This window comes from Cryobacterium sp. TMT1-19 (assembly GCF_004403055.1).
In the GTDB taxonomy this organism is placed as follows: Bacteria; Actinomycetota; Actinomycetes; order Actinomycetales; family Microbacteriaceae; genus Cryobacterium; species Cryobacterium sandaracinum.
Map to the genome: position 1 here is coordinate 1 of NZ_SOHB01000033.1, position 22888 is coordinate 22888.

Here is a 22888-nt window from a genome sequence, read left to right on the forward strand (position 1 = left end):
CGTGATCGGCTGGGTCATCGCCGATCACATGCGCACCGACCTCATCCAGGACGCCCTGGTCATGGCCATGGCTCTCCGCGGTAAGCGGCCCGAGCAGGTAATCTTCCACTCCGATCGCGGCACCCAATACGCGTCGGAGCAGATCACCGAGTTCGCTGCCGCACATGGCATTACCCGGTCGATGGGACACACCGGAATTTGCTGGGACAACGCCATGGCCGAGAGCTTCTTCGCGACCTTGAAAACAGAGTTTTACTACCGTCGTATCTGGCCCACCCGGGCGCGCGCGATCCGCGGCGTCGCGGCGTGGATCGAGGACCGCTACAACCGCCGCCGGCGGCATTCCTCGATCGGGCATGTCACCCCGGTGGACTTCGAGATGCAATACTCGTCACAGGCCGCAGAGATCCAACTTGCCGCTTAACCCGTGTCCACTCTCCGGGGTCAAGGCCATGGTGATGGGTCCGCTGTTGCTGTCCACTGCAGCACGCCGGCCGCATCTTGCCCACCCTCTACGGGTCAAACAATCGGAAGCGTCCAACGAAAGATGGTGTCGGCCGATCGTTGCGCGGCCTGGCTCCATCCGGAAGATGTGAGCGACTACGGCCGCCGGTTGTAGGAAAGTCCCAGACCAGACAACGACGCGCAGACGACGGGGAGTTCCGTTTAACTGACAGTGCTCGGTTGCGCCTGATTGCGATGTGCGAGTTGGCGCCGGTGCTGTGGCCGCCAGGTGGAGACGAGGGCGAATGCGAGGAGAAGTTCTGCGAGGTCTCCTCCGTAGTACATGAGTTCTCCGGCCTGCCGGAACTCGGACGCGGACGCGGGGACCTGGACGAACAGCCCGGCGTAGAGGAGTTGGGAGATGATCGCGTGGCCGGCGATCGCGACGCCCAATATCACCAGCCGGGCGGGCACGGACGGTCGTCGGGGCGCGGGATCCGGGCCCGAGATGACCCAGGCGAACAGGTAGCCGGCCGCGAGGAAGTGCAGGTGCACGAGGTGGTGAAGGACAGGGGCGTTAGACGCGGCGGTGAAGAGAGGGGTGAAGTACAGCACGGCCAGACCTCCGAGATTGAGGGCCAATGCGGTGACGGGGTGGGCGATGAGGTGCATGGGCCGGGCTCGGAGAATGCGTCCAATGAGCTTGCTTTGACGTCGGGGTACGGACCGGAGCAGAAGGGTTATGGGTGCGCCAAGGACCAGCCCGATGGGCGCGTACATCCCGATGAGCAGGTGCTGGTACATGTGAGTGGGAAGCCCGCCGAGAGGAAATGGAGAGGTCTGCGGGGATAAGCCCAGGGCGAGGAGAGTGCAGCCGGTGAGGAATCTTGCGGTCCGCCAGCTGCTCCACCCGCGTGGTTCCTTACCGCGGTTATGAGCGAGAAGAACGTATCCGAGCGCTACTGCGGCGATGAGGATCAGCGGAACCGCCGTCCCCAAGGCGGTGGCGGCGTGGCCGGCGTGAGCCTCGTGCGTGTCGGACATCACCTCAAGGAGTGCGTTCGATCATTGTGGTCGGTCAGATCGATGGGGCGCCCGATGCGCTGCAACAGCCATCCGCCGATTACGAGTAACGCGCCGAGGACAAGGAAGAGGATATCGGCCAGGGTTTGGAACTCCCCGCTGATCACGTGATGGACCCCCAGGATGTGGTGGTCCACGATGCCTTCAGCCAGGTTGAATATTCCCCACCCGACCAGGATCCAGCCCCAGAGCACGCGTGAGGCCCAGACGCGGCCGCGGGATCCGGTGACGCGAGAGTAAAGCATTCCCAGCCCGATCAGTACCGCGAGCCAAGTGACCGTATGGAACAACCCGTCCCAAAGCGTGTTCATTTGCAGACCGGGGACCGTATCCGCTGGGTAGGACCCGATATCAATGTTCGCGGTCGCGGCGCTGGTGAGCATGTGGTGCCACTGCAGGATCTGATGCAGCAGGATCCCATCGACGAATCCACCCAACCCGATACCGAGGATGGTGCCAGGTAGACCGATCCCGCGGGGCTGTGCGCGGGTTTCCGCCACATTCACGCCTGAAGCGTTGACCACCATATCTCCATTCGGTTGATACAACACCAGAATGGCACCGCGCGGTGCGGTCGTCCAGTTCCCTGCTCACTTGGTAGTCGCCCTTGCGGGATTGAGGTCTCGCTCAAAGCTGACGTCCCTGAGCTTTCACGGCAGCCCGACGAGTGCTCGTCAGGAAGGAGACAGTGAGTAAGACGAGGGCGAAGAGACCTGCGGTGATGATTCCTAGGAAGTTCAGGTCAACGGTGAGAACGGAAATAAGGGGTGCCAGGATGTTGCTGTGCAGCTCGGCGAGCACGGACAACATCCCTAGCCCGCCGATGACGAAGCCTCAATCCGCCGCTCATTCAAGGCGGACCGGTGGATTGAGGCTAGGCGCAATACCGTTCAGTTAAGCGTTCTCGTGTTACGTTGTGGCTATGGCGCGTACAGGGTGGGTAAAGCCGGTCTCTGATCGCCGGTTGTCGGATTTGGTGTCGGTTGGTTTGTTGACCCGGGTGTTTCCTGCGGCTGTCATCGACGAGGTGGTTCAGGCCGCGGGCCGGACTGAGCAGCGGAACCGGGCGTTGCCGGCGCGGGTGATGGCGTATTTCTCGATCGGGATGGGTTTGTATGCCGAAGCGTCGTACGAGGATGTGTTTGCTCAGCTGACGGATGGTTTGTCGTGGTCATCGGGCTGGTCCGAGGCGTACGCGCCGCCGTCGAAGTCGGCCATTTTTCAGGCGCGTCGGCGGTTGGGGTTTGAGCCGGTGCGAGACCTGTTTGCCCGGGTGGCGCGGCCGTTGGCAGGGCCTGACACGCCGGGGTCGTGGTTGGCGGGGCGGCGTTTGATGTCTATCGACGGCACAATCTTGGATCTGGCGGACAGCGTGGTGAATGCGGAGTTCTTTGGCCGGCCGCCGGTCAGCCGGGGGGAGCAATCTGCTTTCCCGCAGGCGCGCCTGGTGGCGTTGGCGGAGTGCGGAACGCATGCCGTTCTGGACGCGGTGATGGGACCGTGCACGATGTCGGAGATTGAACTCTCCCGCGAGCTCGCAGGCCGTTTCACGCCGGGCATGCTGGTCCTGGCCGACCGGGGCGTCTACGGCTTCCGGTTGTGGGCTCAGGCAGCAGCGACGGGCGCTGACCTGCTTTGGCGGGTCAAGACGAACCTTCGTCCGAGGCATCTGGAGACCCTCGCTGACGGCTCTTGGCTGGCGACGATCATCCCGACCTCTGGCCCTGGGCGGCAATCGACACCACCGTTGACCGTGCGGGTCGTGGACTTCACGATCGACGATGGACGCGACAACCCTGACGCCTACCGGCTGCTGACCACGATCCTTGATCCGGGCGAAGCCTCAGCGGAAGAACTCGCGACCGTGTATTCCGAACGGTGGGAGATCGAGTCCGTGTTCGACGAGCTGAAAACTCACCAACGCGGGCCGCGCATGGTGATGCGGTCCAAATCCCCCGACCTGGTCAAGCAGGAAATCTGGGGGCACCTCTGTTGCCAGTACGCGATCCGCACGCTCATGGTTGAGGCCGCCCAACACGCTCGCCGTGACCCCGACCGGGTCTCTTTCGTTGCCGCACTCCGCATCGCCCGCCGCTCTGTCGCTCAGGGCGCTTTTTCCCCCTCCGCAGCCTGACCACGCCAAAGCGGTCTGGCGCCACGCCATCCTCGCCCTCGTCCGGCGCCTGAACCCCGCGCGACGACGGCGATCACACCCTCGCGTCATCAAACGCAAGTCTCGAAGTGGCCCGCCAAACGCTTCCACCACACGCACTGGCCACAACCCCTCCACGAGCCAGAAATCACCACTCAAACACTTAACTGAACGGTATTGAGGCTTAGCGCGTCCCCAAGTGGATCCTGGAAAGCAGCGACCTATCGCCAGAGCGTCATCACTTGGCAGGCGCGCGTCCCCCGATCGAGGTCAAGATAGTGACGAGCATGGCACTAGCAATGGTCTTCCGATTCCACCCGGTCGTCATAGCCTCAAGCTATATCCCGCAACCCCTGGGCCTAGTTCGAAGCCGTCAAAGCCTCGCGTTTGGGCCCTTTTTGTCGCGTGAGTTTCAGCGGGTTGCACCGGTGTGTGAGGTACGTGCCGTTCCACGTGCCAACGCCGTGTACGATCTACCAGTTAAGACTATATACCTCTAGGGGTATAACGGCATTACGGATTAGTAAACGGAAGGAACTCAGATGATGTGGGGTAACGGAAGTATGGGATGGTCCTGGGGATTCGGACTGCTAGCTATTGCAGGCGTCGCCGTGCTCATTTACGTCATTGTTCGTTTACTGTCGAACAAATCCGGAAGCGATGACACACGATCCGCTCCGAGGCAAGCTGATTCGATCAGTGCTAGGCAAATTCTTGAGGAGCGTTTCGCTCGGGGGGAGCTCACTGCGGAGCAGTTGCGTGATCAGCTACGGGTGCTCGAGGAGGACCGGTAGTGCCCGATCTCAGTCGCCGTAGCGCCCTGATCCTCGGCGGGGTGGGGATCGCAGGCACGGCTGTAGGCGGAACGGGTTTCTTCGTCAATCAACGGATCTCATCAACTACGTCACCGGCATCACCGTCCGGGAGCGACCTCGTGGAGCCCCCGGAGCTACGAAGCGTCAATGGCACTCTCACCGTTGACCTCGAGTCTTCACCCCAACAGGTGACCCTCGCTGGCCGTGACGTGCGTGCGCCCAGTTACAATGGTGGCGTGCCCGGCCCCACACTGCGCGTTCGAGCGGGAGATACCCTCAGCGTGAGCCTTCGCAATGGTCTGGCAGACCCAAGCAACCTGCACGTGCACGGCCTCCGCGTCTCGTCCGAGAACGACAGCGACAACATGTTCGTCACCGTCGCAGCCGGCGACTCCTTTGATTACCAGTACGACCTGCCCGCCAATCACCCGCCGGGCGTGTGGTATCACCCGCACCACCACGGTTTCGTGGCCGATCAGGTATTCGGCGGACTCTACGGCGCCATCATCGTCGAAGACCCCGACCCCATCCCTGCCAGCCGGGAACGCGTCCTCGTCGTCTCCGACATCACCCTCGATTCCACAGGAACAATTCCAGCGGCCACAGCGATGGAGAAAATGTCCGGACGCGAGGGAGACCTCGTCCTGGTCAACGGACAACTCACCCCCAGCATGACTGCCCGCCCTGGCGAACGGGAACGATAGCGCATCATCAATGCCTGTGTGTCCCGCTACCTGCGGCTGCGCCTCGACGGGCAGCAGATGTCCCTTCTCGGAATCGACTCCGGACGTTTCGAAGCCGCGCACGAAGTCAACGAGGTCGTGCTGGCCCCGGGGAACCGGGCCGACCTTCTCGTCACCGGCACAATCGGCACCTCCGTACTGCGTGCCCACACCTACGACCGAGGTAGATCCGGCGGAATGATGATGGGCGGCGTAGGCTCCACTGCCGCCGCCGACATCGCGCTGGCCACATTTATCGTGGCCGGTGACGTTGTCGCCACAGTCGCCGCCATACCCGGTCAGCCCGTTCCGCGTGACCTACGCACAGCTACCGGAACCGCCCGACGCGAGCTAATCTTCGCGATGGGAATGGGCGGAAATATGGGCGGCGGAATGGGCGGGGACACAGGCAGCGGCATGGGCGGAGGAATGGATGGCGGCATGATGTCAGCCACGATCAACGGCCGCGCATTCGATGCCACCCGGGTCGACACGACCGTGCAATTCGACAGCGTGGAGGACTGGTTGCTGACAAATACCAGCCCGCTCGATCACCCCGTGCACCTGCACGTGTGGCCGATGCAGATCATCGAACAGTCAGGCCAGCCCGTCAAAACCATCATGTGGCAGGACGTCGTGAACATCCCGGCACTCAGCACCGTGCGTGTACGCATCGCGTTTGACGACTTCAGCGGACGTACCGTGTACCACTGCCACATCCTCGACCACGAAGACAGTTGAATGATGGGAGTCATCACCGCAAACTGACACCAGCTGCAACCATCAGTTCAAGAAAATGGATCAGGAGAAACCAATGAACTACGCACACACCATCACCGTCTCGCTGCCCTACGAGGAATCCGTCTCCAGAGTGCGGGAAGAACTCGCCAACCAGGGATTCGGCGTTCTTACCGAAATCGACGTCCATGCGACCTTCGAAACGAAACTCGGCGCGGAAAGCGCACAGTCACTCGGCGACTACCTGATCCTGGGCGCCTGCAACCCGGCCCTCGCCGAACAAGCACTCAACGCAGAGCCCGACATGGGATTGCTGCTTCCGTGCAACGTCGTCATCCGACGCAGCCCATCAGCGAATACCACCACGGTGCAAGCCATCAACGCACAAACCATGGTCCAGTTGAGCAATTCCCCAGGGATACAGAACGTTGCTGATCAAGCCGATGAACGTCTTCTCGCCGCGCTAGCAGCTCTCCAAGAAGAAAACAGCAGCAAGTAACATGCGATCCGCTCCGCTGAAGCACGGTCAGGACTTTGTCGCTGAATCTGTGAACAGCAACGCTCAGCGGCGCTATTTTCCTGGGTTTATCTGGGAAGAGGGTCATCAAGAACCCAAGCGTGCCCATCACGTTCTTCCTGATCTGTGACAGGCTGAAAAAACTGCCGGGGACCTACTCGTTCATCTCTTGGAGCCCGTGGTCAGGACGGACATCCACAACCTGACGCCCTCACCGCTCGTGCCAGCCCACAGCCCCAGAACGTCTTTCTCCCCGGCCAGCGTCACGCCGTTGGCCGGGGAGAAAGGTCGGGTGGCAATCTGCCCGTCGCGGGTCTTCACCACGATGGGCCGGGAAACGTGGCGACGAGCACGCCGATGGCGGGATGGTGTTCACGGTGATGGCGGCATTGGCCGATACGGAACTGGTCATCAAACGTGAACGCATCGTGGAGAGTGTCAGCAAGCGCTGTCCAGCGAGGAAGGATCTCGGCGGGTGCCGACGTCGATTCGCTGAGAGTTAAATACCCGACGCCGGCGAATCTGCCACCCCGGTCGCGAGAGATCTGAGTATGTCCCGCGCCATGCCTTACAGGAGAAATATGAAGATTACCCCGGTTTCCTCGCACCAGCCAGAGCCCGCCTCATCGATCGATTCGGTCGCCGCCTTGTCCTCCTCCTGCTCAGCAGCGTTTTCGGGTTGAGCTTGGTCGCACTCGCACTGCTCACGAGCTCGGGCGCACCAGTCTGGTTATGCGTGACCGTGGCCGGCCTCCTCGGCGCGTTCGCTCCACCGCTGGGCCCGACAATGCAGGTCGCCTGGGCATCGCTGACCCCGATGCCAGGCCACCTGAAAAAGGCTTTGAGTCTGGATGCAGTCTGCTCTACCTTGTCGGCCCCGCCTTGTCCGGCTTGCTCTTAATCATCATCCAGCCAAGTACCGCCCTACTCATCCCTGCCGCACTGATTCTGGTCGGGACAGCTCTGATGATGTCTTCTCCCGCGATGGCCGCGACCCCGGTCGACGCGTCAAGCAGGAACGTAGCCAGCGCTGCGCCCCTGCTCACAGAACCTCGATTCATCGCGCTGCTCCTGCCTGTGCTGGCAGTCGGCCTTGTGGTCGGCACCATTTACGTTGCGGTCCCGACCATGATTGCCACCCTCGGTAATGTCGCAGCCGTGGGGGTTGTTCTCGCCCTGTTCGCGGCCGACAGCGCCGTCGGAGGCCTTGCCTATGGCGCTCTTCACATCACGGTGTCCTCGCAGCGCCAACTCGTGATCCTGGCGATATTGTTCATCACGGCCTCAGCCGGTGCTGGCCTCGCGACGTCGACAATCTCCCTGGGACTGGTTATCTCGGCCGCTGGCCTCTTCCTTTCCCCGATCATGATCGTGGCGTATTTTACGGCCAGCGATTTTGGTGGGACGACCCGCCAGACCGAGTCAACAACGTGGGTGAACACCGCTCACAACGTCGGTGCAGCGGCTGGGAGCGCGCTCAGCGGCTTCCTCGTCGAGAGCTGGAAAGTGAGTTCAACCTTCCTCACCACAGCCGGGGCAGCCGCAGTCTTCGTCGCTCTCAGCGCCGGCATCTCCGCGAGACCCTGGCGACGACCCTCCGCCTAATTGACTGATTGCAGGAAGGTCTTTTGGAACGACGGCAGCTCCTCGCCGTCACCGTCGTGACGGATTGTCTAGTTTCGTCGGCCAGGTGTCACACCGAAGAACGGCAGGCAGGGCGAGAGGCCAGCCATCGTCACCTTGAGACGCGGCCTCCCGTCCCACGCCTCACGTGTCAGACGCAGTCGGTCGGAGGTGACTGCTCGGCCATCGAGTACATCTCTGGAGATGCCATCGTGCTTGTAGCCAAGCTTTCGCGAGACACCTTGTGACGCTGGATTGTCTTGGACAACCTCGGACAAGGCAGCGTCGGCTTCGAGGCCGTCGAAGGCGAGGTGCAATAGGGCGGACCGTGCCTCGGTCCCCAGGCCTTTCCCGTGATGTTCGACGCCGAGCCAGGATTCTGTCTTGACTTCGCGAAGGATTGAGAACTCACGCCCTCTGAGAGCAACCATGCCGATGGGTTGCTGCTCGTGGAAAACAGCGAGTTCCAGGGTCCACGCGTCCGTGCTCCAATCGCCTCGGCGGCTCCAATGCTGCTTCATGACGTGCACTGTGCGTTCGGTGGTAATAGTCCGTCCACGGCGTCAGGTAGGGGCGCTCACCGCGCTGATGGACGCCCCCGGCGGCGACCAACGCGACTTCGGTCAACTCCTCATCGGTGGGTAGGTGAAGCTCGAGTCGATCCGTGTTCAGGTGCAAGCCGACGAAGGGCCAGTGATCAATGAGCATGACAACAGTCTGGCTACTTCGCACACCATCGCCAGCGCGGCTCGCTGGGGCTGATGCACTGTGCCACCGGGGAACCCCTTCCGCGAAGGGAAATGAAGGTCGAGGTCTATCGAACCTGGCGTGTGAGTCGAAGGCCGAATGGGTGTGGCCCGGCGAAATACCAAACGAGCGCGCCGAGTAGAGGCGCGAATACGACGGCGATCATCCAGAGGACTTTCTCCACCTCGGACAGGTCGCGGGTTCGCGCGATCTGGACGATGGCGTACGCGATCGCAGCGCCGTAGAGGACTGCGACGACGGATGCGAGAGCGATTGCAAGTGCGGCTGGATTGTCCATGACGGTTCCGTTCGTTTGGCTACTTCAAGATAGGGCCCCAGTGAAGATGCGTCTACGGAACCCTTCGCGCGGTGCTTCCCTCCCACTACCTTCCGTGGCCAGCGCCTCCCTGACCTTTTGTGGATTCGTTTGCTTCAAGAATCGCGCTCTTGCGCCGTCCCCAGCGGATGAAGAGCGCCAGAGCCACGATGATCCCAACCAAAAGGAAAACCTGAACGACCACCCAAAAGTTCCACCAAGACAAAGAACCGAATTCCATTTCGACCGCCCCTCGACTCGCGGGCATCCGATTGCGCTATCTAGCGCGAGCTTACGACTCGGTGGCTGTCCAGGGCAACGCGCTGCCGATTGCAAGCCAGGGGAAGCGTCTCGAGCAAAAGGCCAGGGTGCTACCCGCGCAAGGACCCCTTGTGGCTTGATTTCGTAAACCGATAGGTTTGCCTCAATCAGGGGAGAAAAGTGGCCGACAAGTGGGCGTTTGTGTGGTTAATCGCAGTGTCGGCCACGGTATTCACCCTGATGGGCTGTTCACCTGCCGAGGGCTTCTCCGACCTGCGTAGAACGCTGTGCTCGTGCACTCCATGGATCGCCTTGCCCGTAACCTCGACGACCTCCGCTCGATCGTGCGCCGGCTCACCGCGAAGAAGGTCCGAGCCGAGTTCGTGAAAGAGCAAATCTCCTTCACCGGTGACGACAACGCGATGGCGAACCTGCTCCATAACGTCATGGGAGCCTTTGCTGAGTTCGAGCGGTCCCTGATCCGTGAACGTCAGCGCGAGGGTATTGCCCTGGCTAAGAAGCGTGGCGTGTACCGCGGCCGCACCCCCTCATTGGACGCGGCCCGCGCCGCGGAGCTGCGTGAGAAGGCCGCCGCCGGCGTGCCGAAAGCTGCTCTCGCTCGACACTTTGGGATCAGCCGCGAAACCGTCTACGCCTATCTCCGCGCCGAGGTCTGAAAGATTCTCCGCTGAGGCAGGCGCCATGCCTGCAACTGGGGGAGTGGGACGAGTTCGCGGCACCTCGTTTCCTGGCGCGGAACAGGCGCCAGGGCCAAACGCTGCGCAGGGCGCGCTGTGGCAACGACATCGAGCGAGGGCCCTGGATAGAGGAATGGCTCAGCACTGGCCGGTTCTCCACCTACGTCGTCCTCCTCTGAAAGCATAGGAGTAGGGCCTTTCTTGAAGCTGGTGTGTGGTCGAAGACCATCAGTTTCGAGAAAGGCCCGCTTCTATGTGCGGAAGCGACCCGGAGTGGGGAATTTCAGTGAGCAGGACTGGAGAATTTCAGCGAGCGCCGTCACGAGCGCGTGGCAAATCAAGCGTGGAAAACGAATTGCGCGGGCACGATCATTCCTTAGAACAGACAGGAACATGACACTCAGCCCACCCCTCTAGCCCAGGTCCGTCTCCGTCCGTATGCTTCAAGGATGACAGACTTCAGCACAGGCGACCGGGTGAGTTGGGCGACGTCTCAGGGGCGAACTCAGGGGGAGGTAATCGAGAAGAAGACGAGCGATTTTGACTTCGCGGGCAAAACGTTCCACGCCTCGAAAGATGACCCTGCGTTTATCGTGAAATCTGAGAAAACGGATGCCGAAGCCGCGCATAAGGCCAGTGCCCTTCGCAAGCTGTCGCCACGTTAGGGGCAACTGAGCGCGCGACCGTGGCCAGCACCATGCGCCGCCTCGGGTTGGTGGGCATCAGCCCCAAACGCTGGCGCACCACCACGGTCAGCCAAACCGAGGACGCCTACCCGGTCGACGTCATCAAACGGCAGTGGGACACCGGGGCCCTGAACCAGGTCTGGCTGGGCGACATTACTTATCTGAGGACCTGGGAAGGGTGGCTCTATTTGGCCACCGTGATCGACGCGCACTCGCGCCGCGCGATCGGCTGGGCCATCGCCGACCGCACCGACCTCATCAAGACCGCCCTGGTCATGGCCATGGCGCTCCGCGGTGAGCGGCCCGAGCAGGTAATCTTCCACTCCGATCGTGTCACCCCGTCAGCGCAGATCACCGCGTTCGCGAAACAGCACCGCATCACCCGGTTGATGGGCTACACCGGGGTCTGCTGGGATAACGCGATGGCGGAAAGTTTCTTCGCCACGCTCAAGACCGAGTTTTACCATCGACGCGTCTGGCCCAGCAAAAACAAAGCATCCAAAGAGGTCGGCGCCTGGATCGAAGACCGCTACAACCGCCGCCGCCGGCACACATCCCTCAGCCAGGTCAGCCCCGTCGACTTCGAACTGCAATACTCAAACCAAAACGCGGTCTTCGCTGAAGCCGCATAACCCCGTGTCCACTAACCGGGGGCAAGGCCACAAGGCGCTCGCTCAGCGAACCGGACCGGCGATCCGCTCGTCGTGACAAAAACTCCACCGGCTCAGCCGGTCGCTGGAGAACCTCATCGATCTATCGAACTCCCTCCAGGAGTTCGGAGACACGTGCCCCACGATCCACCGGCGCCGGGCCAAACCATGAGCCTCGGCCGTCCGCTGGAGAAAGAGTCAGCAGCTCATCGACCTTGAGCAGCGACATTCCCGCTGGGGACTATTCACCGATTCGGCAAATCGGGAGATCGACAAGATCGGCGACTTCGGACAGGCGACGGCGAGGGTCGTAGCCGATGTCGCATCGGACGTCGGAAATGCCGTCTCTGATGGCGCCGAAGCAGTAGGCGACTTCGTCGAGGATGCGTGGCCATGGTGACCTTGCCCCGTCGGCCTGAAAGAATAGGACCATGACAGACGCCACCACGTCGGTGCCGAGCATCGCCGAAGACATCCAGCTGATGCTCCAGCAGAGGCCGGGACAGCTCGAACCCGACCAGATCATGCCGGGCGCCGGCGCTTTGATCGAACTCGCGCTCGAAGGACGCATCCTGACAGACCCGAAGGACGGATTTCGAACCGAGCCCGCTGACAACGCCCGCCTCGTGGTCGTCGACGACTCGCCGACCGGGTCCGCCATGTTGGATGCCCTTGCAGTGGTATCTGCTCGGCGACGACCCCCGTTCACCTACAAGGTGCTTCAGCCGGTGACTGTCGCCGTGGTGCCCCACCTCTATGTGGCACTGGTCGAGCGCGGGGTCGTACGCGAAACCGGCGGCTATCCGACCGGACGTGATCGACTCGAGATCGCCGACGAGTCTGTGTTCCTCGAGCGCAAGTCCGTTCTGGCGCGGGCGCGGACCCTGCCAGCAACGGTGTCGGATCCCCGAATCGGGCGGTCATCGACCTGCTGCGTAACAACGGCACGTACCGTGGAGAGACGGGTCTGCTGTCGATCATCGCCGGGGACTGGTACCCGCCAGCGACGAGGGACGTCATCTCGTCGATACTTCGCGGCGTCCGCCATATGTCCACATCGCAATGAGTGCGTGACCGTACGACTTTCCACGGGAGAGGATGAACATGACCGATACCGAAACGATGACCCCCGCGTCTTCGTTACCCGCGACGCCGGCGTCCCCGAATGTGGATGACATCGGTTTCTGGTGCACGAGCTGCAGTATCTGTTCAGCACCTCGCCGGGAGACAGCGCGGATCGGCAAGGGCTTCGGTGTTCTCGGGGTCGGTGTGGGCGTTCTCAACATGGCTACCGGCGTCAACGGGATGTTGGACGGCGACGTCAGCTCAGACGACAGGTGGGCTCTCGCCGATGGTGTCGCGGGAACGATCACGAGCATCGGTTCGTTCGCCCCTCCGCCCGCGGGACAGGTATTTGCAGGTGTCGGCGCGGCCTATACCGCCGGACGCTGGGGTCGGATCGCGAACGTCAATGAAGAGGGCGGCGACGTCATCAAAGCCATGATCGGGAGCATCGGCGCGAACCCACGGAAGGGTGCCACCCACACCCGCGCTGACATCGTCGACGAGCTGCTCATCGACGATGTGGCGGCCCTCGGTGCGTCCCAATATCCCGGCGGGTTCCAGTCTCTAGGACCATGCCCCATGTTGCCCCACGTCAATTCGCCCAAGCGCCCATCCATACGGGCGCACGTCTGTCTTGCAGCCGGGAGACCAGTCCGACAGACCCCCGAACAAGTGTGTGAGTCGCAAAGCTAAGCGGCGGTATCGCGTTGGCGCATTGTGGCCGGTAGTGCGTGTTCCCAGTCTTCCTCGTCAGTCTCAGCGCAGATCGTCGAGACCGGTATCGCTGGCGTAGGCGGTGAGAAATACGCGCGTGGCCTCCGCTGCATGGGCCTTCATGCCGGTGGTAGTCGGGATGGCCTCGTCGCCCAGGAGCGTGGCTTCGTTGACCGGCGCGGCGAGTACCAGCCAATTCAGGGTCGTGGCTGCTACTGCTGGGCTCGGTGCGCTCAGGAGTCCGCGCTGTACGAGCTTGGAGATGACGATGGCCAATGATTGGATCGATCGTTGGGGACCGTTTTCGAATAGGGCTTGGGCCAGTTCGGGGAAGCAGCTGACCTCTCCGATCACTAGGCGTCGTAGGCGGAGCAGCCTCGGTGTCATGACGATTCGCATCTCGTCCATGGCGTATTGCATGAAGTAGGGCGCGAGATCTGCTTCGTCGTCCGCGTCATCACCCCTGGGCATTCGGTACCCGGCAGCGGTGAAAACGTTCGAGGACGCGTGGGAACGCTTCACTCCGTTCCTCGCGTTTCCACCCGATTTGAGACGCGTGATTTACACGACTAACAGCATTGAGTCGTTGAACTACCAGCTGCGGAAGGTGACGAAGAACCGCGGTCACTTCCCCAACGATGAGGCCGCGATCAAGATGCTCTGGCTGGCGATCTGCAACATCGAAGACAAACGCGCTCGCGACCGAGCCAAGGAATGAGGAGGCAACCGCACGACCAAACGCAAGGCCGAAGGCCGCCTCGTCGAAGGCCAAAATCACCACGAATTGAAAGCTCGCCCTCAACCAGCTCGCCTTGGCCTACCCAGACCGAATCAACCCCCACCTCTAACCAATTCCGAAACACTTACACAAACCACTTGGCAAGCTCTTTCGACGTCGTGCACGGACCCATCACCTCGTCCAGACTGGCATGCGTTCCGCACTCAGCCAACGCCACCAACCGTGCCTGCGGGAAAAGATTGCTCCCCGCGACTGACGGGTGGGCGACCAAAGAACTCAGCATTTACGACGCTGTCGGCCAGATCCAGGATCGTTCCGTCGATGGACATCAAGCGCCATCCAGCCAATCAGGACCCCGGCGTGTCAGGCCCTGCCAGCGGCTGTGCGACACGGGCAAACAGGTCCCGAACCAGTTCAAACCCCAGCCGCCGACGCGCCTGAAAGATGGCGGACTTCGACGGCGGCGCATACGCCTCGGACCAACCAGACGACCACGACAGCCCATCCGTGAGCTGAGCAAACACGTCCTCGTAGGACGCTTCGGCATACAAGCCCATCCCGATTGAAAAATACGTCATCACCCGCGCCGGCAACGCCCGGTTTCGCTGCTCAGTCCGCCCCGCGGCCTGAACCACCTCGTCGATGACATCAGCCGGGAACACCCGGGTCAACAAACTAACCGACAATACATCCGACAACCGACGGTCAGAGACCGGCTTCACCCACCCTGTACGCGCATAACCACAACGCAACACGAGAACGCTTAACTGAACGGTGTTGAGGTTAAGAGCCGCCCGGCCCGGGCGACCTCTCCGAGCCACGCCAGGCTCGGCTTGGGGTGGCGCTCGAACGTCTCGGCGTCCCAGCCGATGAGCCCGAAGGTGGGCGCGTAGCTGCCCCACTCGTAGTTGTCGAGCGCGCTCCAGTGCAGGTAGCCGCGCACGTCGATGCCGTCCGCGATGGCACTCAGAATCCCCTCGAGCGCTCCCGTCGTGTAGTCGATGCGGCGCGCGTCGTCGGCGGTCGCGATGCCGTTCTCCGTCACGTAGATCGGTACGCCACCGTTGCGCTGCCAGGAGCGGCGGATGCCGAATTCGATCGCTCCGGGGTAGTACTCCCAGCCGGTGAGGGTGCGCTCCGCAGCAGCCGGAATCGCGATCGGCCCGTTTGCGCCGATTTTCGTGCGCGTATAGGCCTGGATGCCGATCCAGTCGTCACCGCGCGCTGCGTCCATGAAGACGTCTTCGCGCGAGTATCCGTAGTCGTCGGCCGCCTGCTCGGCGCCCGGCTCTGGCTGGTAGGCCTGCGTCGCGACCGACCACCCGGCGCGCTTGCCGGCGCCGCGCAGGATGTCGACCGCGCGCGTGTGTCCGGCGATGAGGTTCTCGGTGACGACGGGGTCGCCGGCCCGGAGGCCGACGTGCGGGAACGCCTCGCGCGAGTTCGCCATGATGGCGACCATGTTCGGCTCGTTGATCGTGCAGACGAGGTCGACGTCGGAGAGGATCGGCAGAGCCGACTCGACGAAACGCGCGAACCGGTCGACGACCGCGGGGTTGCGCCAGTCGCCGTCCCGCGCGAGCCACGCGGGGTTGGTGAAGTGGTGCAGTGTGACCATGGGCGTGAGTCCGAGGCCGAGCGCCGTGTCGATCATCCGGCGGTAGTGGTCGAGCTGCGCCCGGGAGACGAAGCCTTCCTCTGGCTCGATCCTGGCCCACTCGATGCCGAACCGGTAGCTCGTGAGCCCGGCGTCGGCGAGCAGGCGCATGTCCTCCGGGTAGCGGTGGTAGCTGTCCGCGGCATCGCCACTCGGCGACTCGACTGGATGCGGGCTCGGCAGCCGCCCGTGCTCGCGCAGCCACCAGTCGCTGGAAGTGTTGTTGCCCTCGACCTGGTGCGGTGCAGTGGCGGCACCCCACAGGAATCCGTTGGGAAAAGTCATTGTGTTCCTTACTATTTGATTCCGGTCAGGGCGATGCCCTGAACGAAGTAGCGCTGCAGGGCGATGAAGATCGCGAGCACGGGCACTACGACCACGACGGCGCCCGCCATCATCAGGCCGTACTGCGAGGCGTTCTGGCCGACCGAATAGAGCGCGAGGGCGACCGGAAGCGTGTACTTGTCCTCGCTCGTCGCGACGACGAGCGGCCAGAGGAAGTTGTTCCAGCTGCCTAGGAAGGTCAGGATCGCAAGGGTTGCGACGGCCGGTCCGCACAGCGGCATGATCACCCGGAGGAAGATCCGCCACTCACTGGCGCCGTCGATCCTGGCGGCCTCGATAATGTCGTCGGGAAGGCTCAGGATGAACTGCCGCATCAGGAACACGCCGAGCGGCGTGATCAGGAACGGCAGGATGAGGCCGGGGTACGAGTTCACGAGGCCGAGGTTCGAGGTGAGCACGAATAGCGGCACGAAGGTCACGACGCCCGGCACCATGAGCGTGCCGAGCACAAGACCGAACAGCACCTTCTTGCCGGCGAACTCAAGCTTCGCGAGCGCGTAGCCAAGCATTGACGAGAACACGATGTTGCCGAGCGTCACGAAAACCGCGACGACAACGCTGTTGGTGAAGTAGGTCGTGAAGTCGAGCCGCCCGAAGAGCTGCACGTAGTTCTCGAGCGTCGGGTTCTCCGGGAAGAAGTTCAGTGGGGCGCTGCGGATCTCGGCGTTTGTCTTGAACGAGCCGAGTAGCATCCAGATGAACGGGAAAATCATCGCGACGAACCCCGTGACGAGCACGATGTAGAGCCACCATCTCGGTTTGCGTCTCATCATGGTCAGTCCTTCTGTCGGAGGAATCGGAACTGCACGAGCGACAGGACAACGATGCCGAGGAACAGCACGTAACTGGCTGCGGAGGCATAGGAGTAGTTGCCGAATCCGAACTGGTTGAACGTGTACATCGCGGTCGAGAGGGTCGCGTCGAGCGGCCCTCCGCGCGTCATCACGAAGGGCTCCTCAAAGAACTGCAGGAACCCGATGCCCGTGATGACCGCCGCGAACAGCAGGGTCGGTCGCAGGGCAGGCACGACGACGTTGAAGAATCGCTGAACCGGACCGGCGCCGTCCATCATGGCTGCCTCGACCTGCTCCTGCCCCACGCCCTGGAGCCCGGCGAGGAAGATCACCATGAGGGTTCCGATGTTGCGCCAGATCGCCATGGCAATGAGCGATGGGAGGGCGAACGCGGTGTCTTCGAGCCAGTTGGGGCCGGAGACTCCGAAGATCGAGAGAAACCCGTTGAGCAACCCATCCGGCTGGAGGATGAACTTCCAGACGATCGCGATCGCCACGATGCTCGTGACGACGGGAGCGTAGTAGCCCACGCGGAACACGGTGCGGAACTTGTTGATGCCGTTGTTCAGGGCGAGGGCCACGAGCAGAGCGAGAACGATCGTGAGCGGGACGCCCACAATCACAAAGACCGCGGTGTTGGAGAGGGCCTTGAGAAACCGGGGGTCCTGAAAGAGGTTTAGGTAGTTCTCGAGGCCGATGAAGTTCACGTTGAACGGCGATCGAAGGTCGCGGGTCGTGAGGTCGGTGAAGCTCATCACGAAGGACGCGAAGATCGGGCCGGCCATGAAGACCACGAACAGGATCATGAACGGGGCGGCAAAGCCCCACGCGATCCAGGTCATCTTGCGCCGACCGGGCAAGCGCCGAAGCGCCGTCGGCGCAGGCGGCGCGGGCGGACGCGGTGAGGGCGCCCGCCCGGTCTCTGGTGCGAAGACGGCCATGGCTAGTTGCCGGTGCCGATCGTGTCCGCCTGCTGCTGGATCGTCTTGAGTGCGGCGTCGACGGTCTGGTCACCGCGCGTGACCTTCTCGAGCTCCTGGTCAATGACGGCAGACACCTGGGCCCAGGTTGGGATCGCGGGCGGCGCCTTCGAGTCGGCGAGCTGCGCGGCGAACACGCTCAGGTAGGGGTCGTCGGCGAAGATCGGATCCTCGAACGCGGACTGCACCGAGGGGAGGTCGGTGGAGATGTCATACCACTCGAGCTGCGTCTCGGGCTGGCTGAGCCAGCGCACGAACTTCCACGACGCGTCACGGTTCTCGCTGTCGCCGAAGACGGCGAGGTTGCCGCCTCCCGTGAAGCTCGTGCGGGTGTCGGCTCCGGGAACCTGGGCGACGGCGAACTTGTCGGCGAAGTCCGGGCCGCCCTGCTCACGGAGCAGTCCGACGTGGAACGGGCCGCTGAAGAACGAGCCGACCGATCCGTCGATGAACTTCTGTTCGATCTCGCCGCCCTCGAGGCGAACCGCCTCGGAGGCGCCCTCGTCGAAGAAGCTCTTGTAGAACTCGAACGCCTCGGCCCACTCTGGGGTGTCGAACGTGAACTCGGTGCCATCCTCGTTCAGGATATCGCCGCCGGCCTGCCAGGCGAGAGGGGCAACGTACTGCCAGGAGTCGAATCCGCCCGGCGGAAGGGAGACGCCTGACGTGGCGCCGCCGCCCTTGAGCGCCAGGGCAAAGGCCTTGTACTCGCTCCACGTGGTAGGCGCCTCGACGCCGGCGGCCTCGGCGAGGTCGGTGCGGTAGTAGAGAACACGCGAGTCGACATACCACGGCACACCGTAGGCGACGTCGTCGACGACCGCCGTGCTCCAAGAGCCCTCGAAGAAGGATGCCTCGTCGACGAGGCCTTCCGGGGTGGGCTCGAGAGCGCCGGTTGCAGCGAACTCGCCGACCCAGGTCGTGCCGAGCATCGAGATGTCCGGGGTCTCGCCGCCGGCGATCGACGTGGCGATGCGGTCATGCGCGGAATCCCACGGCACCGCAGTGACGTTGATCGTGACATCCGGATTCTCGTCCTCGAACTTGGTCGCGAGCTGGTCGAGCACTTCGCCCTCGTTGCCCATCGCCCAGACCGTGACTTCGCCCGTTGCCGGCCTGTCGTCGATTGCGGCGCCGCTCGTGGCGGTACTCCCGCCCTCGGCACGGCCACAGCCGGTCAGGGCGATAACCCCCACCAGGCCCATTGCCGCGATTGATCCCCATCGATTCATGTCGTGCCTCCATTGGTTCGACTCCTGCCGTATGGCAGAGTTGCGACTGCTCGTAACGGCCGCAGAGGGGTGAAGCCCCTCGTTGGATTTCGACCCTAGCCCAAAAACCTTACATACGATAGGTTTCTTCTATGACGGACACTCAGGACCGCAAGCGCGGCAGCTACCCCAAGGGCCAAGCCCGACGCCAGGAAATCTTGGATGCCGCGCTTCTCGTGTTCGGTAAGAGCGGCTTCCACAGCGGCTCCCTGCGCGAGATCGCCAAGCGCGTCCAGCTGACCCCCGCAGGGGTGCTGCACCACTTCGCCTCGAAGGAAGACCTGTTCACGGAGGTGTTGAGACAGCGCGACGAGCGCGTGCGCGCTGCCGTCGGCGACGTTAGCGAGATCACGCTTCTCGAGCAAATGCGCAAGGTCGTCGCCTACAACCAGACCACGCGCGGACTGACATCGCTATACACGGTCATCTCCGCCGAGGCCACAGACTATGAGTATCCGGTGCACGAGTACTTCGTCGAACGGTACGCGGCGACGGCCGCTGACACCGAGCGCGTGCTCTCCGAGGCACAGCGCGACGGCCTCGTGCGCACCGACCTCGACGTGCGGCATGCCTCGCGTCTCATCACTGCCGTGATGGACGGGCTCCAGCAGCAGTGGCTGCTCGACGAGAGCGTCGACATGCCCGCCGCATTCGATGAGTTCCTGCGCGGCTACCTGTTGCCGCCGTCCTGACCGCCTTTGACCCCGGCGAACGATGTTGATTGCACGAAATGGCGGTCGATATCGTCGGTTGGGTGGGACTTTGCCGGCGCGATCGTCAGGGACTGTGGCTGTGCTTTTGTTCTTGTGCCGATCGAAAACGGAGCCACGGGCGCGTTGACGGCGCAAGCCGGGGTCGCTGCCCCCGTCAGGGCGGTTCCGCCGGGTTTTTAGGTTGCTGGGCGGGCTGTCAGGGCGTTGTGCGCGGCCAGGCGGGCCTTGGTTTGCAGGGTGTGTAGCTTCATCAGGTTGTGGCAGGCAGCGATCAAGTCCCACTCGTGGGCTGCTTGATCCAACCCGCTCAGCAGCAAGAACTTACCCTGCCGGGTGTGGATTTGACCGAACACGGGCTCAACGATCGCTTTGCGTCGTGCGTAAACGGCGCGGCCCTTCTTCGTCTTCAATTTCCGGCCCATCCGCTCCCGCAACGTCGCATTGGCGGGGATCCATCCGCGGGGAACCTCCGGAACACGTTCACCGTGCTTGACCCGGCCGGTCGCGATGAAAAACTCGGTCCGGCCGCCGCTGGCCGCCTCGACGGTCTTGGCGTAGTCCAGATTCGCTGCTAAACAATACCCCGCATCTGCGAGGATCTGCTGGCGCAGGACACCTACCGTGGCATGGAGTTTCTCGATCAGTGGCACGACCTGTTCCACATCCACAGCACCCTTCTGCAGGGCAGTATCGTCATCGTGGCCCTTCTCCCGAGCTTTCTTCTCCGCGTCTTTCCGTGCCCGAGCGGCCGCGTCGGCCTCCAGCGCGGCGCGCGTTTCCGCCAGTTTCACCAGACGCGACTCCCGCCTGGCGAGCTCGGGCGGCAGTTCGTCGCCGCGTTTGTCTTTCCCGAATCGGGCATCCTCGGCGTCGTTGATCGCATCGGCATCAGCCAGTAGGGGGGAGACGTCGTCGGCGAGGACTTTCTGCTTCTCTGTCAACCGGGCGTAACTCATGGCCTTGCGTCTGGACGCGTTCGCGCGCACTTTCGTGCCGTCCAGCTCGACCTGCCCGAGCGACACCATCCCAGCCGCACGGCACAGTTCCAACGCTTGCAAGACCACGTTTCCCAGGCTGGAGAGGTGCCGTTTCCTAAACCGGGCGATCAAACGAAAATCTGGTGCCTGCTGCGCGGCCAACCACCGAAACGCGACCACGTCCACGAAGACCCGTTTCAACTCCCGCGACGATCGAACCCCGACGCGATACCCCTAGAGCAGGACACGCACCATCAACTTGGGGTCACACGGCGGCTGCCCCTTCGACTTCGCATACGACGCAAGCCGGCTCGAACGCCCGGAACCTCTTGTTCACGCCAGCGCCAGCCTCAACACCGTCATCAACGACCGGATCAACGTGTTCCAGTTCAGCCGCAGGAAACAGACCACCCAAATCGCTCATAAGCAATTTTCCCAGACCACGACCCCAAGCCCGGGAAATCAACCGGCGTTCGTGTTCTTGCAGGCGTTGGAACTCTGCCGCGCTGCCGGGATGGTGTCGTTGGGGCAGGTCGCGTTGGACGGCACGAAGGTGCGCGCGAACGCGTCTCTGCGCAAGGCGATGAGTTACGGCCGGTTGACAGAGAAGCAGAAGGTCCTCGCCGATGAAGTCCCCGCGCTGCTGGCTGACGCGACCGCGATCGACGATGCCGAAAATGCACGGTTCGGGAAAGACAAACGCGGCGATGAGTTGCCGCCGGAGCTCGCGCGGCGGGAGTCACGCCTGGTGAAACTTGCCGAGGCGCGCGCTGCATTGGAGGCCGACGCGGCCGCTCTGGCTCGGAAGGACGCGGAGAAGAAAGCCCGGGATAAGGCCTGAGTGTCGGGCTATTCATGCATGGCTACGACCTATCACAAGGCGAAATAATCCTGCCTAAAGGGTACGTAACCCCGTCGGCGATGGCCTTACGCGGTTGGCTATTTCGCGAGGAATGCGAGTACGTGCTGGTTCCATTCGTCCTTGTGCGAAACGGTGACCCCGTGCGGGGCGTTTGTGATCACGACGAGTTCGCTGCCGGTAATGGCCTCGTGAGTACGTTTGCCACTCACCTCGAATGGCACGATGGTGTCGGAATCACCGTGGATGACCAAAGTCGGCACCGTGATTTTCGTAAGGTCGTCGCGGAAGTCGGTAGTGGAGAATGCGGTTACGCAGTCGAGCGTCCCCTTCGGCGATGCCAGTTGAGCGATGTCGAGATTATAGGCAATCTGCTCGGAGCTAACCTTTGGAGTGTTGACCGGGGACGGCTTGCCGGCGGTGAAGAACATCTGCAAAAATTCGTGCAGGAACGCCGGCCGGTCTCCGGACAATCCGTCGTGGAACCACTGAGCCAAATCGGCGTCGACGCCTCCGTCAGGGTTATCATCCGATTTCCAGAGGTAAGGCGGCACGGCGCTTGCGAAGACGAGTTTGGCGATGCGGGCGGTGCCATAGGTACTGACGTATCGAGCGAGCTCTCCACCGCCCATCGAGAATCCGACGAGGGTGACCTCCCGCAGATCGAGGGTATCGATCACGGCCTTCAGGTCGGCGGCGAACGTGTTGTAGTCGTACCCATCCCAAGGCTGTGACGACTGGCCGAACCCGCGACGGTCAAAAGTGATGACCCGGTAGCCGGCCTCGACCAGTGCGGGTACCTGCCCCTCCCAGGACCTACTACTCAGGGGCCAACCGTGGATCAGTACGACGGGCTTACCGGCTCCGACGTCTTCGTAGTGCAGTTCGACGTCGGGACCGTTGTGATCCGGGGCGGTGATGAAGGGCATGGTCTCTCCTCGTAATCGGGGCGGTTCGTTGGAGGCAATCGAAATTGTGCACCCAAGACAATAGAGATTCGCTGGGAGAACGCTGACCTGATGGGCACAGAGCAAACCGTGTCACCATCACCGCTCCGCGGAAGAGGCAGTTTAAAACCGTCAGACGCCGAAACGAATTGCCTGGCGAGCTGCAGCCCTCCACGCACGGCGCACTTCCGTGCGGACGCTGCTGAAGTACGTCTTCTCAACCGGCGTCAGTGCGAACACTTAGCGCTACTATCCATGACGTCCTGGATTAAGAAGTGAGGTGTTTTTGAGAAACCCGGTTCAACCCTGTTTCCCAGGATGACAGTCTCGTGTTAGGTGTCGACCATCCGCGTTCACGGGCACCACTAGCGGACT

At 62.5% G+C, this 22888-nt stretch carries 24 protein-coding genes and 5 pseudogenes; 14 read left to right on the plus strand and 15 right to left on the minus strand.

What is annotated here, in order from left to right; genetic code table 11:
- The coding region (locus E3T40_RS08625; RefSeq protein ID WP_134543147.1) for an IS3 family transposase at positions 1–424 on the plus strand (424 nt) is incomplete at its 5' end.
- A gap of 242 nt (positions 425–666) precedes the next feature.
- Here E3T40_RS08625 and E3T40_RS08630 read toward each other — a convergent pair.
- The 3 genes from E3T40_RS08630 to E3T40_RS08640 all read right to left on the minus strand — a co-directional run bounded on the left by E3T40_RS08630 (position 667) and on the right by E3T40_RS08640 (position 2337).
- Entirely contained in the window at positions 667–1488 is an 822-nt protein-coding gene (locus E3T40_RS08630) for a cytochrome c oxidase assembly protein (RefSeq protein ID WP_104193593.1), read from the minus strand.
- On the minus strand, positions 1488–2054 hold the full coding sequence (locus tag E3T40_RS08635) for a DUF2243 domain-containing protein (protein WP_134543148.1): 567 nt from the start codon (positions 2052–2054) through the stop codon (positions 1488–1490). The genes E3T40_RS08630 and E3T40_RS08635 overlap by 1 nt, the downstream gene beginning before the upstream one ends.
- A 100-nt stretch (positions 2055–2154) precedes the next feature.
- Positions 2155–2337 carry a hypothetical protein gene (locus E3T40_RS08640; RefSeq protein ID WP_134543149.1) on the minus strand — a complete coding sequence of 61 codons (183 nt, stop codon included), beginning with the start codon at positions 2335–2337 and terminating at the stop codon, positions 2155–2157.
- Between the two features lie 112 nt (positions 2338–2449).
- Between E3T40_RS08640 and E3T40_RS08645 the strand changes: the two genes are divergently transcribed.
- The 4 genes from E3T40_RS08645 (at position 2450) to E3T40_RS08660 (ending at position 6453) form a co-directional block, all read left to right on the plus strand.
- Entirely contained in the window at positions 2450–3661 is a 1212-nt protein-coding gene (locus tag E3T40_RS08645; RefSeq protein WP_134543150.1) for an IS4 family transposase, read from the plus strand.
- A 1021-nt stretch (positions 3662–4682) separates the two neighbouring features.
- Positions 4683–5198: a multicopper oxidase family protein gene (locus E3T40_RS17565; RefSeq protein ID WP_370287906.1), complete on the plus strand. Its 516-nt coding sequence runs from the start codon at positions 4683–4685 to the stop codon at positions 5196–5198.
- Positions 5199–5216: 18 nt separating this feature from the next.
- Positions 5217–5957: a multicopper oxidase family protein gene (locus E3T40_RS17570; protein WP_370287903.1), complete on the plus strand. Its 741-nt coding sequence runs from the start codon at positions 5217–5219 to the stop codon at positions 5955–5957.
- Between the two features lie 73 nt (positions 5958–6030).
- Entirely contained in the window at positions 6031–6453 is a 423-nt protein-coding gene (locus E3T40_RS08660) for a DUF302 domain-containing protein (RefSeq protein WP_104171056.1), read from the plus strand.
- Positions 6454–6651: 198 nt separating this feature from the next.
- On the opposite strand, the pseudogene E3T40_RS08665 reads toward E3T40_RS08660, so the two are convergent.
- Positions 6652–6798, minus strand: a pseudogene (locus E3T40_RS08665) (IS256 family transposase); the annotation flags it as partial.
- A gap of 639 nt (positions 6799–7437) precedes the next feature.
- Between E3T40_RS08665 and E3T40_RS08675 the strand changes: the two are divergent.
- Positions 7438–8076 (plus strand): hypothetical protein, encoded by a 639-nt coding sequence (locus E3T40_RS08675; RefSeq protein ID WP_134543151.1) that lies wholly within the window; start codon positions 7438–7440, stop codon positions 8074–8076.
- 68 nt (positions 8077–8144) lie between these two features.
- On the opposite strand, the gene E3T40_RS08680 is transcribed toward E3T40_RS08675, so the two are convergent.
- Both E3T40_RS08680 and E3T40_RS08685 read right to left on the minus strand, forming a co-directional pair.
- Entirely contained in the window at positions 8145–8642 is a 498-nt protein-coding gene (locus E3T40_RS08680) for a GNAT family N-acetyltransferase (RefSeq protein WP_255453812.1), read from the minus strand.
- A gap of 266 nt (positions 8643–8908) precedes the next feature.
- Positions 8909–9139, minus strand: coding sequence for a PLD nuclease N-terminal domain-containing protein (locus tag E3T40_RS08685; RefSeq protein WP_104171058.1), 231 nt, complete (start codon positions 9137–9139; stop codon positions 8909–8911).
- A 560-nt stretch (positions 9140–9699) separates the two neighbouring features.
- On the opposite strand from E3T40_RS08685, the pseudogene E3T40_RS08690 reads away from it, so the two are divergent.
- The 5 genes and pseudogenes from E3T40_RS08690 to E3T40_RS08710 all read left to right on the plus strand — a co-directional run.
- Positions 9700–10095: pseudogene (locus E3T40_RS08690) on the plus strand (recombinase family protein); the annotation flags it as partial.
- A 470-nt stretch (positions 10096–10565) separates the two neighbouring features.
- Entirely contained in the window at positions 10566–10781 is a 216-nt protein-coding gene (locus tag E3T40_RS08695) for a DUF2945 domain-containing protein (RefSeq protein ID WP_104194386.1), read from the plus strand.
- A gap of 20 nt (positions 10782–10801) precedes the next feature.
- Positions 10802–11434, plus strand: a complete 633-nt coding sequence (locus E3T40_RS08700) for an IS3 family transposase (RefSeq protein ID WP_134543152.1) — start codon at positions 10802–10804, stop codon at positions 11432–11434.
- 449 nt (positions 11435–11883) lie between these two features.
- On the plus strand, positions 11884–12627 hold the full coding sequence (locus E3T40_RS08705) for a GPP34 family phosphoprotein (protein ID WP_134543153.1): 744 nt from the start codon (positions 11884–11886) through the stop codon (positions 12625–12627).
- Positions 12557–13210, plus strand: coding sequence for a MazG-like family protein (locus E3T40_RS08710; RefSeq protein WP_134543154.1), 654 nt, complete (start codon positions 12557–12559; stop codon positions 13208–13210). The genes E3T40_RS08705 and E3T40_RS08710 overlap by 71 nt, the downstream gene beginning before the upstream one ends.
- A gap of 63 nt (positions 13211–13273) precedes the next feature.
- On the opposite strand, the gene E3T40_RS08715 is transcribed toward E3T40_RS08710, so the two are convergent.
- Entirely contained in the window at positions 13274–13702 is a 429-nt protein-coding gene (locus tag E3T40_RS08715) for a TetR/AcrR family transcriptional regulator C-terminal domain-containing protein (protein WP_134543155.1), read from the minus strand.
- Between E3T40_RS08715 and E3T40_RS08720 the strand changes: the two are divergent.
- Positions 13686–14019 (plus strand): annotated as a pseudogene (locus E3T40_RS08720) (transposase); the annotation flags it as partial. The gene E3T40_RS08715 and the pseudogene E3T40_RS08720 sit on opposite strands and share 17 nt — an antisense overlap.
- A gap of 117 nt (positions 14020–14136) precedes the next feature.
- Here E3T40_RS08720 and E3T40_RS08725 read toward each other — a convergent pair.
- From E3T40_RS08725 to E3T40_RS08745, 5 genes and pseudogenes are all read right to left on the minus strand, one after another.
- Positions 14137–14722, minus strand: a pseudogene (locus tag E3T40_RS08725) (transposase domain-containing protein); the annotation flags it as partial.
- An 11-nt stretch (positions 14723–14733) separates the two neighbouring features.
- Complete coding sequence (locus E3T40_RS08730; protein ID WP_104171064.1) at positions 14734–15912, minus strand: glycoside hydrolase family 1 protein; 1179 nt, start codon at positions 15910–15912, stop codon at positions 14734–14736.
- 11 nt (positions 15913–15923) lie between these two features.
- On the minus strand, positions 15924–16745 hold the full coding sequence (locus E3T40_RS08735; protein ID WP_198411515.1) for a carbohydrate ABC transporter permease: 822 nt from the start codon (positions 16743–16745) through the stop codon (positions 15924–15926).
- Between the two features lie 2 nt (positions 16746–16747).
- Positions 16748–17608, minus strand: a complete 861-nt coding sequence (locus E3T40_RS08740) for a carbohydrate ABC transporter permease (protein ID WP_241981720.1) — start codon at positions 17606–17608, stop codon at positions 16748–16750.
- Between the two features lie 101 nt (positions 17609–17709).
- Positions 17710–18978 (minus strand): sugar ABC transporter substrate-binding protein, encoded by a 1269-nt coding sequence (locus E3T40_RS08745; RefSeq protein WP_233194031.1) that lies wholly within the window; start codon positions 18976–18978, stop codon positions 17710–17712.
- Between the two features lie 131 nt (positions 18979–19109).
- Here E3T40_RS08745 and E3T40_RS08750 point away from each other — a divergent pair, with 131 nt between their 5' ends.
- Positions 19110–19709 carry a TetR/AcrR family transcriptional regulator gene (locus E3T40_RS08750; RefSeq protein WP_104194392.1) on the plus strand — a complete coding sequence of 200 codons (600 nt, stop codon included), beginning with the start codon at positions 19110–19112 and terminating at the stop codon, positions 19707–19709.
- A gap of 197 nt (positions 19710–19906) precedes the next feature.
- Here the strand turns inward: E3T40_RS08750 and E3T40_RS08755 are convergent, their stop codons facing one another.
- Both E3T40_RS08755 and E3T40_RS17575 read right to left on the minus strand, forming a co-directional pair.
- Positions 19907–20755 carry a transposase gene (locus E3T40_RS08755; RefSeq protein WP_369828351.1) on the minus strand — a complete coding sequence of 283 codons (849 nt, stop codon included), beginning with the start codon at positions 20753–20755 and terminating at the stop codon, positions 19907–19909.
- A gap of 63 nt (positions 20756–20818) precedes the next feature.
- Positions 20819–20923: pseudogene (locus E3T40_RS17575) on the minus strand (hypothetical protein); the annotation flags it as partial.
- 43 nt (positions 20924–20966) lie between these two features.
- On the opposite strand from E3T40_RS17575, the gene E3T40_RS17580 reads away from it, so the two are divergent.
- The gene (locus E3T40_RS17580) at positions 20967–21548 is read left to right on the plus strand and encodes a hypothetical protein (protein WP_134543157.1); all 582 of its coding nucleotides are present in this window, start codon (positions 20967–20969) and stop codon (positions 21546–21548) included.
- Between the two features lie 98 nt (positions 21549–21646).
- Here E3T40_RS17580 and E3T40_RS08765 read toward each other — a convergent pair whose 3' ends face one another.
- A complete protein-coding gene (locus E3T40_RS08765; protein WP_104194394.1) occupies positions 21647–22495 on the minus strand; it encodes an alpha/beta fold hydrolase in 849 nt (282 codons plus the stop codon).
- Positions 22496–22888 lie beyond the last annotated feature (393 nt).